The sequence below is a fragment of the Microbacterium sp. cf046 genome (assembly GCF_900114345.1).
Lineage (GTDB): Bacteria > Actinomycetota > Actinomycetes > Actinomycetales > Microbacteriaceae > Microbacterium.
This window is the reverse complement of sequence record NZ_FOZJ01000001.1, coordinates 124,002-137,928: the sequence shown is the minus strand read 5'-3', so window position 1 is coordinate 137,928 and position 13,927 is coordinate 124,002. Positions and strand designations below refer to the sequence as shown.

Sequence of the window (13,927 nt, the reverse complement as noted above, 5' to 3'; positions counted from 1 at the left end):
CTCTGATCAGGGATTCTGCAGGCGGGCGATCGTGCCGGATCGCCGAGCGGCGGATGCCGAGATCCCGCGCCGCTGGTGGCGATCATGATCTGCGAGCAGGCTCTCGAGCCGCGCAGCCTCGGCGGCGGGCATGCCGTAGCCGTGCTGGGCCTCGGGGTAGCGGTGCGCACGCACGTCGTCGGCGTATGCCGCCACTGCTGCGATCATCGGCTCGCGCAGCTCGGCGTACCGCTTCACGAACTTGGCCGCCCCCCCGTCGTATATGCCGAGCAGGTCATGGAACACGAGCACCTGTCCGTCGGTGCTCGGACCGGCGCCGATGCCGATCACCGGCACATCGAGCCGAGGCATCATCGCGTCAGTCGCGGCGGTCGGGATCGCCTCGAAGACGAGGGCGAAGCAGCCCGCGGCCTGGAGGGCGAGCGCGCTCTCGTAGACGGCCACGGCCTCCTCGGCGGTGCGACCCTGCGACCGGTACCCCCCGATCGACGATGCGGTCTGCGGCGTGAGCCCGACGTGGCCCATCACGGGGATGCCGGCCCCAACGAGGGCTCGGGCCCGCTCGACCGATGACCCGCCGCGCTCGATCTTCACGGCGTCGGCTCCGGTCGCCTTGATGAAGCGCTGCGCGGTGTCGACGGCCTGCTCGTCGGAGCGCTCATACGACCCGAACGGCAGGTCCGCGACGAGCAGTGGAGCGGTGAGCCCTCGGCGGACCGCTGCGGTGAGCATGAGCATCTCATCGACGGTGACCGGCACGGTGCTGTCGTAGCCGAGCACGGTCATCGCCGCGGAGTCGCCGACGAGCACGATGTCCACGCCTGCCGCCTCGGCGATCTGGGCGCTCGGATAGTCGTACGCCGTGACCATCGCGATCGGCTCGCCCTTGGCCTTCTGCGCGGCGAGGCTCGCGAACGTCGTGCGAGGCCGCCCGTGGGGTGCGACTGCGGGGTTCGGTCGGGTGCTCATGTTCGCGGGTGACCTCTCGGTTCGGCGGCGCGTCGCGTCAGCGTGACGCGCTCAGGATGCGGTTGTCGATCAGTCGGGCCTTGCCGACCTGTGCGGCGACGGCGAGCAGGGCTGTGGTCTCGACCGCGTCGAGCTCCCTGAGATCCTCGGGATCGCGCAGCTCGAGGTACTCGGGGTCGATCTCGGCGGTGGCCAGCACGGCGCGCGCGCGCTCGAGGATCGCGTCCGCCCGCGTCTCGCCGCGTGCCACGGCGGATTCGGCGGCATCCAGCGCGCGATTGAGCGCGGTCGCCTGCTGCCGGGCGGCGGGGTTCAGGTACGCATTACGCGAGCTCATCGCGAGCCCGTCCGGCTCCCGCACGATCGGGCATGCCACGACTCGCACCGGAATGTCGAGGTCGCGCACGAGCCGGCGGATCACGAGCACCTGCTGCGCATCCTTCTGGCCGAAGTAGGCGGCATCGGGAGCGACGATCTGGAACAGCTTGGCGACGACCGTCGCCACGCCGTCGAAGTGCGCGGGCCCGCGATGGGCGCCGCAGAGCACCTCGGTGATGCCCGAGACGTGGATGCTGGTCGCGAAGCCGTCGGGGTAGATCTCGGCGACGGGCGGGGCGAAGAGGATGTCGGCGCCCGCCGCCTCAGCCAACGCGGCGTCGCGGTGCTCGTCGCGCGGGTACGCGCCGAGGTCCTCGTTCGCGCCGAACTGCGTGGGGTTCACGAACAGCGACACAACGACGAGGTCATTGTCGGCTCGTGCTCGACGGATCAGCGAGAGATGCCCTTCGTGCAGGGCGCCCATCGTGGGCACGAGGCCGGTCGCCTCACCGCCGGACCGCGCCTCGTGGACGGCCGCGCGGACCTCGGCCTTCGTGCGGAGAATCCTCATGCGATGCCTTTCGCAGCCAGCGTACGCGTGGTCTCGCACAGTGCGTCGAAGAGCTCGAGCAGATCGGGTGCGTCCCTCGCGATCGCCTCTCGCTGACGCTGCACCGTCCGCGCATCGCCCCGCGCGACGGGGCCGGTGAGCGCGGCCTGCGGACCGAGAGCGGCCCAGTTCTCGACCGATGTTCGCACGAGCGGCGCCAGCAGCGAGCGCGCATCGGCGGCCGCGACGCCCGACGCGGTCGCGAGCTGCTCGGCCGCGGCGAGCAGTGCGACGACGAAGTTCGATGCGACGGATGCCGCGGCGTGGTACCCGGCGCGCTGCGCGTCCTCGATGGGGAACGGGCGGGCACCGAGGCGCGCCGCGACCTCGTATGCCGCGGCGAGCCCCTCGGCGGATCGGCCGCCGACCGCGCACCCGATGCCGTGGAACGCCTCGGCGCCCTCGTCCCCGACGAAGGTCTGGAGCGGGTGGATGCCGAAGTCGACCTCGCTGATCGGTGTCGCACCGGATGTGTGGCCGACCAGGCCCGCCGATCCGTGCAGCGACGCGGCGACCCGGCCGATCTCGGCATCCGGCACGCAGAGCAGGACGACATCGGCCGGCGGCACGGTTTCGCCGCGGCCGATGGGACCGTGCACCTCGAATCCGGCAGAGCGAAGCGCTCGGGCGAGCGGGCGCCCGAGACGACCGCGGCCGACGACGGCGGCGGTCGCGACAGCGCGATGCGGAGACTGCGGCATGGAGGTCATAGGTGCGCAGCGCGCGATCGGGGCGTGCGACTGCCTCATGAGTATCGCCCATTCCTGTACCGGGCTCAAAAACACGGGAGGTCATGTGACGCTCGGGGAAGACACGACAGACTGGGGCCGTGGACGGACCGGAAGCCGGCTGGATCGAGATCACCGAGGTCGGCACGATGGCGCTCTGGGATGACCAGCCACCTGCCGCGACCATCACGCTGGCGACGACCGCTGACCGGTTGGAGGCGCTCGTCGACGAAATGATCGAGACGCTGCCGCCGGGCGCGGTCACCGGCGCGTCGACGTACCGGGGCATGGATGCGGAGGTTCGCTCGCTCGAGGGCAGGATCGGTGAGGTCACCGTCTATCGGATGATCGTCACGCCCGGCGCGGCACCTGCGAAGCTGCACACCGGCAACGGCCTCGGCGACTGGATCCGTTCGACCGACTCGATCCGGATCGTCGGGTTCGCCGCCGGCGGCTGACCGCGCTGGTCGCGCACGGTGGACCGCCGTCCGTTGCAAGCCCCGGGTGTACGTTCGTACCGCCGAGGGGCGGCGATGCGAGCACGTCGCGCCGTTCGTGCCCTGACGCGCTGAGGATTTGCGAGATAGCTGACATGGGTGTGCGACCACCGTTGCGTGAAACTCTGAAACCGCGCATCTTCGCGGCCGCGGCATTGGCGCTCGCGATCACCATGACGGCGTGCACCGCGGGTGCCGAGCCAGGCCCGATCGAGTCGCCGACCGCCGGCAGCCGGGCGCCCCGGCTTCCGCTCGACGGTGCCGCCTTGATCGCGTCGTTCGACCGACTCGCGAAGACCATGATGGTCCCCGGAGCGGCGATGCTGATCCGCACGCCCGACGGCGATATCTCCGCCGCCTACGGCACGACCGCGCTCGGCGGTTCCGTTCCGGTGTCGCTCGAAGACCACATCCGCGTCGGATCGACCACGAAGACGTGGACGGCGACCGTCATTCTGCAGCTTGTCCAGGAGGGCAGGATCGCCCTCGACGATCCGGTGTCGAAGTACCGGCCCGATGTCCCGAACGGCGACGACATCACCATCGAGCAGCTGCTGAACATGCGCAGCGGACTGTTCAGCTACACCGAGACGTACCAGCTGCTGCATGACATGGATGTCGATCCGCAATCGGTCTGGGACCCGGAACAGCTGCTGGCGCTCGGAGCAGGGCTGCCGCCGTACTTCGAGCCGGGCGCCGGCTTCCACTACTCGAACACGAACTACGTGCTGCTCGGTCTCATCGCGGAGCAGCTCGAGCGAAAGCCGCTGCGGGAGATCTTCCAGGAAAGGCTCATCGCTCCGCTCGGCCTGACGGAAACGTCGTTTCCTGCAATCGACGACGCCTCCCTTCCCACGCCGTATGCGAGCGGCTACATGTATACGGACAACGTGCGGACGATCACGACCTTCAGGCTCCCGGCCGACCTGCTCGCCCAAGCCGAGGCGGGCACGCTCCTGCCCAACGACCAGACGGATGCGAATCCTTCCTGGGCGTGGGCCGCGGGCGCGGGGATCTCGACCATCGGCGACCTCGCCGTCCTGATCGAGGCCATCGTCGGCGGCGGTCTGCTGGACTCGGACCTGCAGGAGCAGCGCCTCCAGAACGTCGTCCCTCCCGAGCCCGGCTCCCCGAGCGCCTACGGCTGGGGCATCATCCGCGCTCCCTCCGGCTTCTACGAGCACGGGGGGCTGATCAACGGCTACAACACCTACTCCGGATATGACCCGCTCAACGAGGTGACGGTCGTCGTCTGGACGAACCTCTCGACGGCCGCGAACGGCGCGCCCCCCGCAGCGACGATCGCGAAGGACCTCATCGAGCAGATCTACGGCCCCCCGGCCGAGACCGCCGGCCCGAACCCAGGGGACGCTCCCTGAGCCCGCCCGCGGACCGCTTCGTCAGAAGGGAGCTCTGATGAAAGAGCACACCGTCGCCGCCGTGATCGCGGTCGACCCGGATGAGCTGCTGGCGTTCGTCGCCGATCTCTCCAACGACGTGAGATGGCGACATGATCTGGCGGTCAGCGAACTGGTCAGCGGAGTCGCGGGAGAGCCGAAGTCCGTCTATCGGCAGAAGGGCACGACTCCCGGCCGTGACGATCCGTACCTGATCGCGCTCGATGACCTGGATCGATCGGCTCGCGTCGCGGCGTTCTCCACCGTGGATCGCAGCCCGGTCGCGTTCGGCGGGCGCTATCGGATCCGTGACACCCCGGCTGGAGCCGAGATCACCTTCGGCGTCTGGGTGCGAGCCCGCGGTCTGCTGAGATTCGTCGCGCCGTTCATGGGGAAGGCCGTCCGCGCGAACTCTACGCGGTACCTGGCCGACCTCACCGCACTCCTGGAGGCGCCCTGAGCGGCTGATCCTCCGAGCCCGGGTCCGTCTCAGAGTCGAGCGCGTACTCCAGCATGGCTCGTCGCGGCATCCGGCGACCGATCTCTCGCGCCGCCTCGAATTCGGCCGCGCGATCGGTGGCCAGGACGGCATCGACGATGGCCTGGTAGGTCACGTACTGGCGCTGCTCGTGGAGCCCGGTGCGCGCGCGCAGCGTCTCGGCGGCGCCCAGCAGGATGCCGGCCCGCTCGACGTCGCCGACCACCGCGGCCGATCCGGCGAGCCCTTCGAGCGCATAGGCATCGCCGTCCTCATTCCGCAGCCGAAGCGAGAGCTCCAGCGCGCGCGTGAACAGTTCGGGCTGCGGCTCGCCGACCGCGATGCGCGACCATCCGATCTGGTTCAGCGCGATGCGTTCGGCATACTCGTCGCCGGCGTGCTCGGCCAGCTCCCGTGCGCGCTCGAAGCACCGTACGGCTCCGGCGTCGTCTCCACGGAAGTGCAGGATCCGCCCGAGCACGCTCTCGAACAGCGAATGGAACGTCGGGTCCGCACGCGCGGCATCCGATGCGAGCGCCGCGCGCTGCCGGTCCTCGGCGAGGCCGAGGTCGGGGGGCGTCGCCGACATGTACGACAGCGATGCGATCGTGAGGGCCAGCGCGACGCTGAACTCGTCGTCGACCGCGCGGAACAGCGCGACCGCCTCCTCCATCCGCTCGGTGCTGATCTCGGAGGCGGGCTGCCACAGCGCGACCCACGACGAGAAGGCGAGCGCGATCGCGCGGGCGCGGGGCGAGAGCCGAGGGCCGGATTCGAGAACGGCATCCATCCAGGACTTCACCTCCGGCAGCAGGTTGCGGATCCACCAGTAGAGGAACAGGCGCCAGACCACGTCGGCCACGACGTCGATCTCCCCGATCGCGATCAGATGGCGGCAGCCTGCGCGCAGGTCGTCGCGCTCGGCCTCGAGCCGGTCGAGGGCGGCGGACTGCGTCGCCCCTCTCAGCAGCAGTGCGGTCCCGGTCGCGAGACCGACGTAGTGGTCCGCATGCGCGCGGCGCACCGCCGCCGCATCCGGGTCGGCCTCGAAGCGTTCCGTCGCGATCTCGCGCACCGGGACCAGCATCGAGAAGAGCGACAGGGCCTGTTCCTCACGCTGCCGCACAAGGCTGGCGTCGACGAGTTCGAGGAGGGTGTCGAGCAGATCGGCGGCCCACGGCTCTCCCGAGGTGACCGCCTCGACCGCGTCGAGACTGAATGCGCCGGCGAACACCCCGAGCCGCCCGAACAGCGCGCGCGCGTCGGCGCCGAGCAGATCGATGCTCCACTCGACCGTCGCCTGGATCGTCCGCTGCCGCTCCGGAACATCCCTCGCGGCGGTGACGAGCAGGGGCAGCATCCGATCGAGTCGAGCGAGGATGGACGCGGGGGAGAGCGCGCGGATGCGTGCGGCGGCGAGCTCGATCGCGAGCGGGACGCCTTCGAGCGCCCGGCAGATGCCGGCGACGTCCTCGGCGTTCTCCTCGGTGATGTCGAACCGGGGGTCCGCCGACCGCGCGCGGTCGCGGAACAGCTGCACCGCCGGGGCATCCAGGATCGCCTGCATCGACGCCTGGAAGGGCTCCGGCGGCAACCCGAGCGGCTCGACGTCGTAGACGTGCTCGGCTCGCACCCGGAGCCGGGTACGGCTGGTCACCAGGAAGGTCGCGCCGGGCACGTCGGTCAGAAGCGAGACGATGTCCGCGGCGGCCTCGACGACCTGCTCGAAGTTGTCGAGCACGATGAGGTCTCGACGGCCCGCCCGCGCGACCCCCAACTGTTCGCTGAGCGGGGCAGCGCCGGTGTCGCGCACACCGAGCTCACGCGCGATCGCAGGCAGCACGTCGCCGGGGTCGCGCACCTGCTCCAGGGACACGAACGTCACACGGTCGAAGTGGTCGCCCGTGTTGCGCGCGACCTCGATCGCGAGGCGGCTCTTGCCGATCCCGCCCGGGCCGACCAGGGTGACGAGCCGTCGGGAGTCCTCACGCAACCACGCGAGGAGGGTCGCGAGGTCGCGCTCGCGACCCAGTGCGGCCGAGAATGGGGCGGGGACGCGACCCGCCGAACTCGCCTCGACTGAGGATCCCGAGGGCGCGCGCGATGCGTCGAACCGTTCGGCGAGCAGCGTCGCCAGGTCGGCGGCGATGAGCTCGGCGAGCTCGTCAGCGGTCGAGAACGGCGTGTACGAGGCGGTGTCGTCAGCGCGCACCCTCGCCATGAGCTCCTCGAGGCGCGGGTCGCGGTCGGCCGGCTGCTTCACATAGATCAGCTTCGGCATCTCCGTCGGCGCGAGGCGGTACTCGTCCTCGAGTCCGGAGATCTCCTCGCCCGGTGCGATCCATCCGTACTCCTGCCAGTACACCCCGACGAACACGTCGCTCTGCTCGAGGTACGCGCGATAGAGCTGTCGCGGCGGATGCGGCCTCGCTCCGAGCTCGAACATGACCGGGGCGAGCCTCAGTCGCTCGATCGCCGCGCGTGCAGCTTGACGCTCGGGCCCGAGTTCCTTCAGGGTCGAGCTGACGAAGATCCGGAGTCGCTGGTCAGGGGTGCGGATCGCCGAGCCGCCGGCGCGTGCCATCACGGCGAACTCGTCGGCGTCACCAGGATGCCGTCGCATCGACCCGCCATGGTGCCATTGTCGGGCCCCGCACGATCGCTGTCCATCGCTCGGGAGCGTGAGAGGTCAGTCGATGGGCGGCCGACGCAGCCGCTTGATGTCGGTGCGCCGCTGTTTCGCCGCGAGTCGCCGCTCCTTCGACCCTCGGCTCGGAGCGGTCGGTCTGCGCGGGGGCGCCGGTGGCCGCAGGGCGTCGGCCACCACCGCCGCGAGTCGAGCGCGCGCGGCATCCCTGTTCCGCAGTTGCGCGCGATGCTCGGACGCCGTGATCGTCAGCACGCCGCCGACAAGCCGCCCGCTCAGGCGGGAGAGGAGGCGCTCGCGCTGAAGCGGTGAGAGAACAGCGGAGCCGGCCGCATCCCACACGAGCTCCGCCCGCGAGTCCGCGGTGTTCACGCCCTGGCCGCCTGGTCCGGACGAGCGCGAGAATCGCCAGGACAGCTCGGACTCGGGGATCGTGATCCCCGAGTCGATCCTCAGTCCAGGACGATGAGCGGCAGGCATGGATCCATCATCCTCCGGCCTTCGCCCGCGCTCGCCGGAGCGCCTCGAAGTGCGGAATACTGCCTGGGTGCCCGTCTTCGACCACATCGGCGTCAGCGTCGACGACCTTCCGTCCGCGATCGGCCAGTTCGACCCCGTGATGACCGCGCTCGGGCTGACCCGCTACGACGCCGACAACGGCGTCTCGTGGCACGCGGAAGGGGAGACGGAGCTGATCCTCCTCCCCGCCCGCGAGCCGGGCACGGGTCCGCACCGGCATGGACGCGTGGGATGGCAGCATCTCGCCTTCGCGGTCGATTCGCGCGCCGATGTCGATCGGCTCCACAGCGTCGCCGTCGGTGCCGGATGGTCCGTCGTTCGCGAGCCGAAGCTGTACCCGCGGTTCAACGACAGGTACTACGCGTCGTTCGTCGAGGACGACAACGGCATCCGCATCGAGTTCATGCACAACCCGCCGCGAGAGGTCGATCCGCAGGCTTGATCAGCTCGTGCCGACAGTGGCCTGCTGACACGAGGCGCGGCATCCTTCTGACCTACTCGTCGGGCTCCCCGGGCTGAGACGACTTCCGCCGCTCGAGCCGCCAGTGGATCTCATGGGTCGTGGGATGGCGCCATTCCCGCATCCGGTACTCGAAGCCTGGGAGCAGGACGATCGGGATCGGATCGGGCGAGGCCGGAGCGACCGCCCCGACCACGATCTTCGCATCGAGCGGGATGAACGGAGACTGCGCCGGGATCGGGGCGGTGACGATCTCGACGGGATCTCCATACGGTCGCGGCATGCCCCGACGGTATCAGTAGCCTCAAATGGTGGCGCTATAGCGCTCACATAGAGTTCCCATACAGCGCAAATAGAATCAGACCAGCTTCCCGTCGGCATCACCTCACCGCTGACGCAGCGAACCATCCGGCTCATTCGAGCAGCACCCCCCAGGAAGGCAGGCCAGGCATGCTCAGCGCGCGCCCGACCCTGCCGACCTCGGCGCGAGTGACAGGACCCGTGCGGCGGTGCGCTCATGACGGGTGATGCCGCACCGAGACGGACGGACTGGCCGTTCCGGGTGCGCGACGAGATCTTCGCGCACCTGCGGGAACCCCTCGTCTCGCACGGACCGATGACGATCGTGCTGCGAGGCACCGCGGGTGCCGGCAAGACCCGGATCGCCCGCGAGGCTGCGGCGTGGCACCGCCGTCGGGGGCGTCGCGTGACATGGATCGGTGCCAACGGCTCGCTGCAGACCATCCCGTGGGGTGCATTCGTCGGCATCGGCGACTCGACGGCGGAGCCGGTCACGATCCTTCGCGGCCTCAGCGAGCGAGTCGGTCGCCGGCCTCATGAGCAGCTGATGCCGGTGCTCATCTGCGACGATGCCCAGCACCTGGACGACCGCTCGGCCGCAGTGGTTGCGGAGGTCGCCCAGAGCGCGAGCGCGTCCATCGTGCTGACGGTTCGCGACGGGATGAGAGTGCCCGAGGCGATCCGGATCCTCATCGAAAGCGAACCGACCGTCGTCATCCGCGTGGAGGAACTCGACCGCGCCGGCGTCGCCGACGTGCTCACGGCAGTCCTCGCGCGGAGGATCCGCCCGAGCAGCATAGACCAGATCCACGCACTCACCCGGGGGAACTTCCTGTATCTGCGTGAACTGGTGCGAGGTGAGATCGACGCGTCCCGTTTCACGAGCGATGGCGACGAATGGACCTGGCACCGAGACACCGCCCTTCCCGAGGGCCTGACCGATGTGATCGGGAGCCTGCTCGACTCGCTCGACCCCGGGCTCAGGGACCTCGTCGACCTGCTCGCCGTCGCGTCGCCCCTCAGGAGCTCGGTGTACGAGCGTGTCGTCGGCTCCACCGTCATCGAGCATGCCGAGCTCGAAGGGCTCATCCGCAGCTCCCGGTCGCAGGGCGGCGTCGAACTGGAGGCATCGCATCCGCTCTATGTGGAGACGGCCCGGATGCGCATGGGCGTTCACCGACGGATGCGGCTCAGCGGGCGACTCGCGACGGAGTGGGTGGCGGCCGACATCGCGGAAGGGCGGACAGCCTCCGTTCACGACGTCCTGAGAGCGGCGCGGCTTCGTCTGGACTCCGAACTCGTGGCGCCACCGGATCGTCTCGCCGCCGAGGCCACGCTCGCCTTGAGTGTCACCGACCTCGAGCTGGCGGAGCGGTTGTCGCGTGCCGCGCTGGCCGGTGCCGAGCATCCAGAGGCCCTGCTCGCCCTGGGGATGGCGCTGACCGGACAGGCACGCGGTGCCGAGGCGAAGACGGTGCTCGAGCGCTACGCGCAGATCGCGGCGGCCGGCGATCACGACGTCGCGATGGTTCACGGCGGCACCCTCTTCTGGCCGCTCCGCCGACCTGAGGACGCCGTCGCCTTCGTCGAATCCGCCGCGGACTCAGCCGCCGATTCGGTCGCCATCGCGAGTCTGCGCGCGATGCGCGCACTCTTCGCCGTCCTGCTCGGCGACGCGGCGCGCGGCCTGCGGATCGCCTCCACGATCGGGGCCGAGGCCGACGCCTTCGGGACGATGGTGCTGGCCTGGACGCGGACGACCGCGTTCGCCGTGCAGGGCCGGAGCGAGGATGCGGCAGGCGCCGCGGTGACCGGCTACGAGGGTGGCGGCCGCGTGCCCGCGAATCTCCGGTTCGGCGTCGCGGAGATGCATCTCACCGGCGTCCGGATCGACGGCCGGTCCTTCAGCGCCGTCGACATCACGCGTCGCTTCGTCGCCGAGGCTTCGTGGAGCGATGGAATCGGCGCCACGCTCGAGCGACGCCTGCGCGGACGAGCGGCGCTCATCGAATCGCGTCTCCAGGATGCAGTGGACATCTTCGACGATCTCCGCGACGATCTGGCCCCGCTCGCGCCGAACGGGCTGCTGTTCAGCTCCCACCTGGATCTTGCCCAAGCCCACGCGCTGCGCGGACATGCGGGTCCGGCCCGGGCGGCATTCGAGGCGGCCCTCGAGGACATGCATCCGGGATACGCCTACCTGTTCCCCGAGGTCGACATCGCCGAGTCCCTGGTGCTCGCCGCAGAGGGGCGGATCGACGCTGCGGTCGCCGCTGCGCGCGCCTCGGCGGAGCGCGCGCGCAACTCCGGCGCGGAGGGGTACGAGTCGCTCGCGCTCGCTTTCGGCGCCCAACTCGGCGACCACGCCGGTGTGCGCCGATTGCGTGAGCTCTCCGAGCGGGTCCATGGCCCGCGGGTGCGGATCGCGCTCCGGCATGCCGAAGCGCTGCAGCGCTCCGACGCCTCGGCGCTCGAGCATGTCAGCAGCGCGTACGAGGAGATGGGAGACCTCGTCGCCGCTGCGGATGCCGCCGCGCAGGGCGCGTTCCAGCTGCACGCTGCGGCACGCACGCGGGAGGCGCTCCGCGCGAACCATCGGGCATCGACGCTGGCCGCCCGCGCGCAGGGTGCGCGGACCTTCGCGCTGCGGCGACTGGAGCACGCGCCGTCGCTGTCCAAACGCGAGTACGAGATCGCACGCCTCGCCGCGGACGGCCTGTCGAATCGCGCGATCGCAGACCTGCTCGGCATCTCGGTCCGCACAGTCGAGGGTCACATTCTGCGCGCCCTCGCGAAGTCCGGTCTTCCCAATCGAGGGGCGCTCGCCAACGTTGCGCTGGACACCGCGTCAGCGCGCACGTCGCCGATGCCGCAGTAGGTCGCGCACACGAAGCCACGGAAACAGGTAGCGGACTACGTACTCCCTGCGGGGGAGTGTGGGGTGGACTTCTCTCCAACGAGCCACAGTGTCGTGGCTCGGCGGATCGAGGCATCGGATGCCTCACACAACTGGGGTGTGGCCGGAATCACGGTTTCCAGCCGACTCAGCCTGGCGGCGCGGACTCTGGGGGAGTCCGCGCCGCCGTTCGGTAACGCCCCGGGCTCATCGAAGGGACCGACCGTGTCTGAACCGATCGTCGACGATTCCGAACCCGCAGGTGATCCGGCACTGCCCCCGCCACGGAGGAGGAAGCGCGCCTGGCTATGGATCACGATCGGCGCGATCGTCGTACCGGTGATCCTCGGCGCCGCGCTCGCGCTGCTGGTCAGCAACGGCACGGCGGACGCTGTGCCGACCCCTTCTGCCGCTCAGACGACCGAGTCCCCACCGGTGGAGCTGGCGCTAATGTTCTAGCCATGTCGGGGCAGGGTGACGGGCGAGGGCGCCTCTCGCGCGTGCTCGGCGTTCGCACGGCGAGCGAGGGTGACTCGGTCACCACGCTCGAGCTGTTCTTCGATCTGGTCTTCGTCTTCGCGTTCACCCAGGTGACGTTCCTGATGGCCCATGGCGAGCCGCCCGCGTCGGTTGCGCAGGGGGTCGTGGTGCTCGGCCTGCTGTGGTGGTCGTGGTCGTCCTTCGCGTGGCTCGGCAATCAAGCGCACGCGAACGAGGGCCTGGTGCGCACGGCGCTGATCATCGCGGCCGCCGTCTTCGTCCTGTCGTTGACCATCCCCGAGGCCTTCCACGATCTCGAGGGCGGACTCTACGCGCCACTCGTGTTCGCGTGCTGCTACGCGGTGATCAGGCTGGTGCACCTCTCGACGTATCTCATCGCAGCGGGAAAGGATGCCGCCCTGCGGCGGCAGGTGCTGCTGAGCCTCAGCGCCTCGGCGGTGCCGTCGATCGTTCTGCTGATCGTCGGCGCTCTGCTGGATGAGCAGTGGCGGCTCATCGTTTGGACCGCTGCGATCGTCGTCGATCTGCTCGCCATCTACGTGACCTCGAGCATCGGCGGCTCGTGGCGCGTCCAGTCCGTCGCGCACTTCACCGAACGCCACCGCCTGGTCGTGATCCTCGCACTGGGAGAGTCGATCGTCGCGATCGGCGTCGGCGTCTCCCTCGATGCCATCACGGCTTCCATCGTGATCGGCTCGCTCCTGGCCATCGGCCTGTCGGTGGCACTGTGGTGGGCGTATTTCCAGCGGATCGCCGAGGATGCCGAGCATCTGCTCGAGCGTGCCGACGGCGTCGCACGCGCGAAGCTCGCGTCCGACGGGTACACCTACCTGCATCTGCCGATCATCCTCGGCGTGATCCTGACCGCCTTGGGCATCGAGGAGGTGATGGGACACCTGGGCGAGGATCACCTCGACTGGTTCGGGGCTGCAGCGCTGGGTGCAGGTGTCGCGCTGTTCCTCGCCGCGACCGCCGCGTTCTGGCTGCGGATGTCGCGTCGCATCCTCGCGGTGCGATTCATCAGCGCCGTCGTGATCGCGGCTGCGATTCCGCTGTGGTCCGCGCTCCCGGGCCTGTGGGCCCTCGCCGGTGTCCTCGCGCTCGTGACGATTCTGATCGCAGTCGAGTCGCTTCGGTGGGGCGCACAGCATGACTGAGCACGCATCCGTCGAACACTGGACGCCGGAGGACCTCCGCCACCTCGATGGGGCGCTCGAGCTCGAGATCGCCGCGCCGCGGGATGACTGTGGACGAGGGCGGTGGACGCCGATCTGGGTCGTCGTCGTTGACGACGACGTCTTCGTCCGCACCTGGCGGCGGCGCGACACCGGCTGGTACGGCAGGTCGCTCCACGCGGAGCGCGCGTGGATCCGTGTGGCGGGACGCTCCGTCGATGTGACCGTCGCGTTCGTGGGAGACGGGGGTGCCGACGCGGTCGACGCCGCCTACCAAACCAAATACGGAGCGATGGCGGCCCGATCGATGGTCACGGCCGAGGCCGCGGCATCCACCCTCCGTCTCTCGCGTGCATCCACCTGACCGCTGCGACGATCGCACCGGGCGCGACGAAAGCTCTCACTCCGTCGGACTGGATCGCGCGGTAGCGT

Annotated in this window: 14 protein-coding genes; 8 read left to right on the top strand and 6 right to left on the bottom strand. The window is 69.9% G+C overall.

The window, feature by feature from the left end:
• Positions 1-6: 6 nt before the first annotated feature.
• Genes panB through BM349_RS00665 form a run of 3 tightly spaced genes read right to left on the bottom strand, consistent with a single transcriptional unit; the run spans position 7 to position 2,598 of the window.
• Positions 7-969, bottom strand: a complete 963-nt coding sequence (gene panB, locus BM349_RS00675; RefSeq protein WP_091701085.1) for a 3-methyl-2-oxobutanoate hydroxymethyltransferase — start codon at positions 967-969, stop codon at positions 7-9.
• A gap of 37 nt (positions 970-1,006) precedes the next feature.
• Complete coding sequence (panC, locus tag BM349_RS00670; RefSeq protein ID WP_091701081.1) at positions 1,007-1,858, bottom strand: pantoate--beta-alanine ligase; 852 nt, start codon at positions 1,856-1,858, stop codon at positions 1,007-1,009.
• On the bottom strand, positions 1,855-2,598 hold the full coding sequence (locus tag BM349_RS00665) for a DUF2520 domain-containing protein (protein ID WP_091704613.1): 744 nt from the start codon (positions 2,596-2,598) through the stop codon (positions 1,855-1,857). The genes panC and BM349_RS00665 overlap by 4 nt, the downstream gene beginning before the upstream one ends.
• A gap of 128 nt (positions 2,599-2,726) precedes the next feature.
• Between BM349_RS00665 and BM349_RS00660 the strand changes: the two genes are divergently transcribed.
• The 3 genes from BM349_RS00660 to BM349_RS00650 all read left to right on the top strand — a co-directional run bounded on the left by BM349_RS00660 (position 2,727) and on the right by BM349_RS00650 (position 4,979).
• Complete coding sequence (locus tag BM349_RS00660) at positions 2,727-3,083, top strand: hypothetical protein (RefSeq protein WP_091701076.1); 357 nt, start codon at positions 2,727-2,729, stop codon at positions 3,081-3,083.
• Positions 3,084-3,235: 152 nt separating this feature from the next.
• A complete protein-coding gene (locus BM349_RS00655; protein ID WP_254773669.1) occupies positions 3,236-4,501 on the top strand; it encodes a serine hydrolase domain-containing protein in 1,266 nt (421 codons plus the stop codon).
• 37 nt (positions 4,502-4,538) lie between these two features.
• Positions 4,539-4,979 (top strand): SRPBCC family protein, encoded by a 441-nt coding sequence (locus tag BM349_RS00650; RefSeq protein ID WP_091701073.1) that lies wholly within the window; start codon positions 4,539-4,541, stop codon positions 4,977-4,979.
• On the opposite strand, the gene BM349_RS00645 is transcribed toward BM349_RS00650, so the two are convergent.
• A complete protein-coding gene (locus BM349_RS00645; RefSeq protein WP_091701070.1) occupies positions 4,954-7,620 on the bottom strand; it encodes an ATP-binding protein in 2,667 nt (888 codons plus the stop codon). The genes BM349_RS00650 and BM349_RS00645 overlap by 26 nt on opposite strands.
• Positions 7,621-7,686: 66 nt before the next feature.
• Positions 7,687-8,124 (bottom strand): alternative ribosome rescue aminoacyl-tRNA hydrolase ArfB, encoded by a 438-nt coding sequence (gene arfB, locus BM349_RS00640; protein ID WP_091701066.1) that lies wholly within the window; start codon positions 8,122-8,124, stop codon positions 7,687-7,689.
• Positions 8,125-8,191: 67 nt separating this feature from the next.
• Here arfB and BM349_RS00635 point away from each other — a divergent pair, with 67 nt between their 5' ends.
• Positions 8,192-8,605, top strand: coding sequence for a VOC family protein (locus BM349_RS00635; RefSeq protein WP_091704605.1), 414 nt, complete (start codon positions 8,192-8,194; stop codon positions 8,603-8,605).
• A gap of 52 nt (positions 8,606-8,657) precedes the next feature.
• Here the strand turns inward: BM349_RS00635 and BM349_RS00630 are convergent, their stop codons facing one another.
• Positions 8,658-8,906, bottom strand: coding sequence for a hypothetical protein (locus tag BM349_RS00630; protein ID WP_091701062.1), 249 nt, complete (start codon positions 8,904-8,906; stop codon positions 8,658-8,660).
• A 234-nt stretch (positions 8,907-9,140) separates the two neighbouring features.
• On the opposite strand from BM349_RS00630, the gene BM349_RS00625 reads away from it, so the two are divergent.
• From BM349_RS00625 to BM349_RS00615, 4 genes are all read left to right on the top strand, one after another.
• Positions 9,141-11,801, top strand: a complete 2,661-nt coding sequence (locus tag BM349_RS00625; protein ID WP_091701059.1) for a LuxR C-terminal-related transcriptional regulator — start codon at positions 9,141-9,143, stop codon at positions 11,799-11,801.
• 243 nt (positions 11,802-12,044) lie between these two features.
• Positions 12,045-12,278, top strand: a complete 234-nt coding sequence (locus tag BM349_RS18675; protein WP_175525142.1) for a hypothetical protein — start codon at positions 12,045-12,047, stop codon at positions 12,276-12,278.
• A gap of 2 nt (positions 12,279-12,280) precedes the next feature.
• On the top strand, positions 12,281-13,477 hold the full coding sequence (locus BM349_RS00620) for a low temperature requirement protein A (RefSeq protein ID WP_175525141.1): 1,197 nt from the start codon (positions 12,281-12,283) through the stop codon (positions 13,475-13,477).
• Positions 13,470-13,859 (top strand): DUF2255 family protein, encoded by a 390-nt coding sequence (locus BM349_RS00615; protein ID WP_091701053.1) that lies wholly within the window; start codon positions 13,470-13,472, stop codon positions 13,857-13,859. Before BM349_RS00620 ends, BM349_RS00615 begins: the two co-directional genes overlap by 8 nt.
• Positions 13,860-13,927 lie beyond the last annotated feature (68 nt).

Excerpts from the sequence above, each read along its gene's own strand:
- BM349_RS00650 (WP_091701073.1), top strand. The coding sequence starts at position 4,539 with ATGAAAGAGCACACCGTCGCCGCCGTGATCGCGGTCGACCCGGATGAG.
- panC (WP_091701081.1), bottom strand. The coding sequence starts at position 1,858 with ATGAGGATTCTCCGCACGAAGGCCGAGGTCCGCGCGGCCGTCCACGAG.
- panB (WP_091701085.1), bottom strand. The coding sequence starts at position 969 with ATGAGCACCCGACCGAACCCCGCAGTCGCACCCCACGGGCGGCCTCGC.
- BM349_RS00620 (WP_175525141.1), top strand. The coding sequence starts at position 12,281 with ATGTCGGGGCAGGGTGACGGGCGAGGGCGCCTCTCGCGCGTGCTCGGC.
- BM349_RS00645 (WP_091701070.1), bottom strand. The coding sequence starts at position 7,620 with ATGCGACGGCATCCTGGTGACGCCGACGAGTTCGCCGTGATGGCACGC.
- BM349_RS00615 (WP_091701053.1), top strand. The coding sequence starts at position 13,470 with ATGACTGAGCACGCATCCGTCGAACACTGGACGCCGGAGGACCTCCGC.
- BM349_RS00625 (WP_091701059.1), top strand. The coding sequence starts at position 9,141 with ATGACGGGTGATGCCGCACCGAGACGGACGGACTGGCCGTTCCGGGTG.
- BM349_RS00665 (WP_091704613.1), bottom strand. The coding sequence starts at position 2,598 with ATGCCGCAGTCTCCGCATCGCGCTGTCGCGACCGCCGCCGTCGTCGGC.
- arfB (WP_091701066.1), bottom strand. The coding sequence starts at position 8,124 with ATGCCTGCCGCTCATCGTCCTGGACTGAGGATCGACTCGGGGATCACG.
- BM349_RS00630 (WP_091701062.1), bottom strand. The coding sequence starts at position 8,906 with ATGCCGCGACCGTATGGAGATCCCGTCGAGATCGTCACCGCCCCGATC.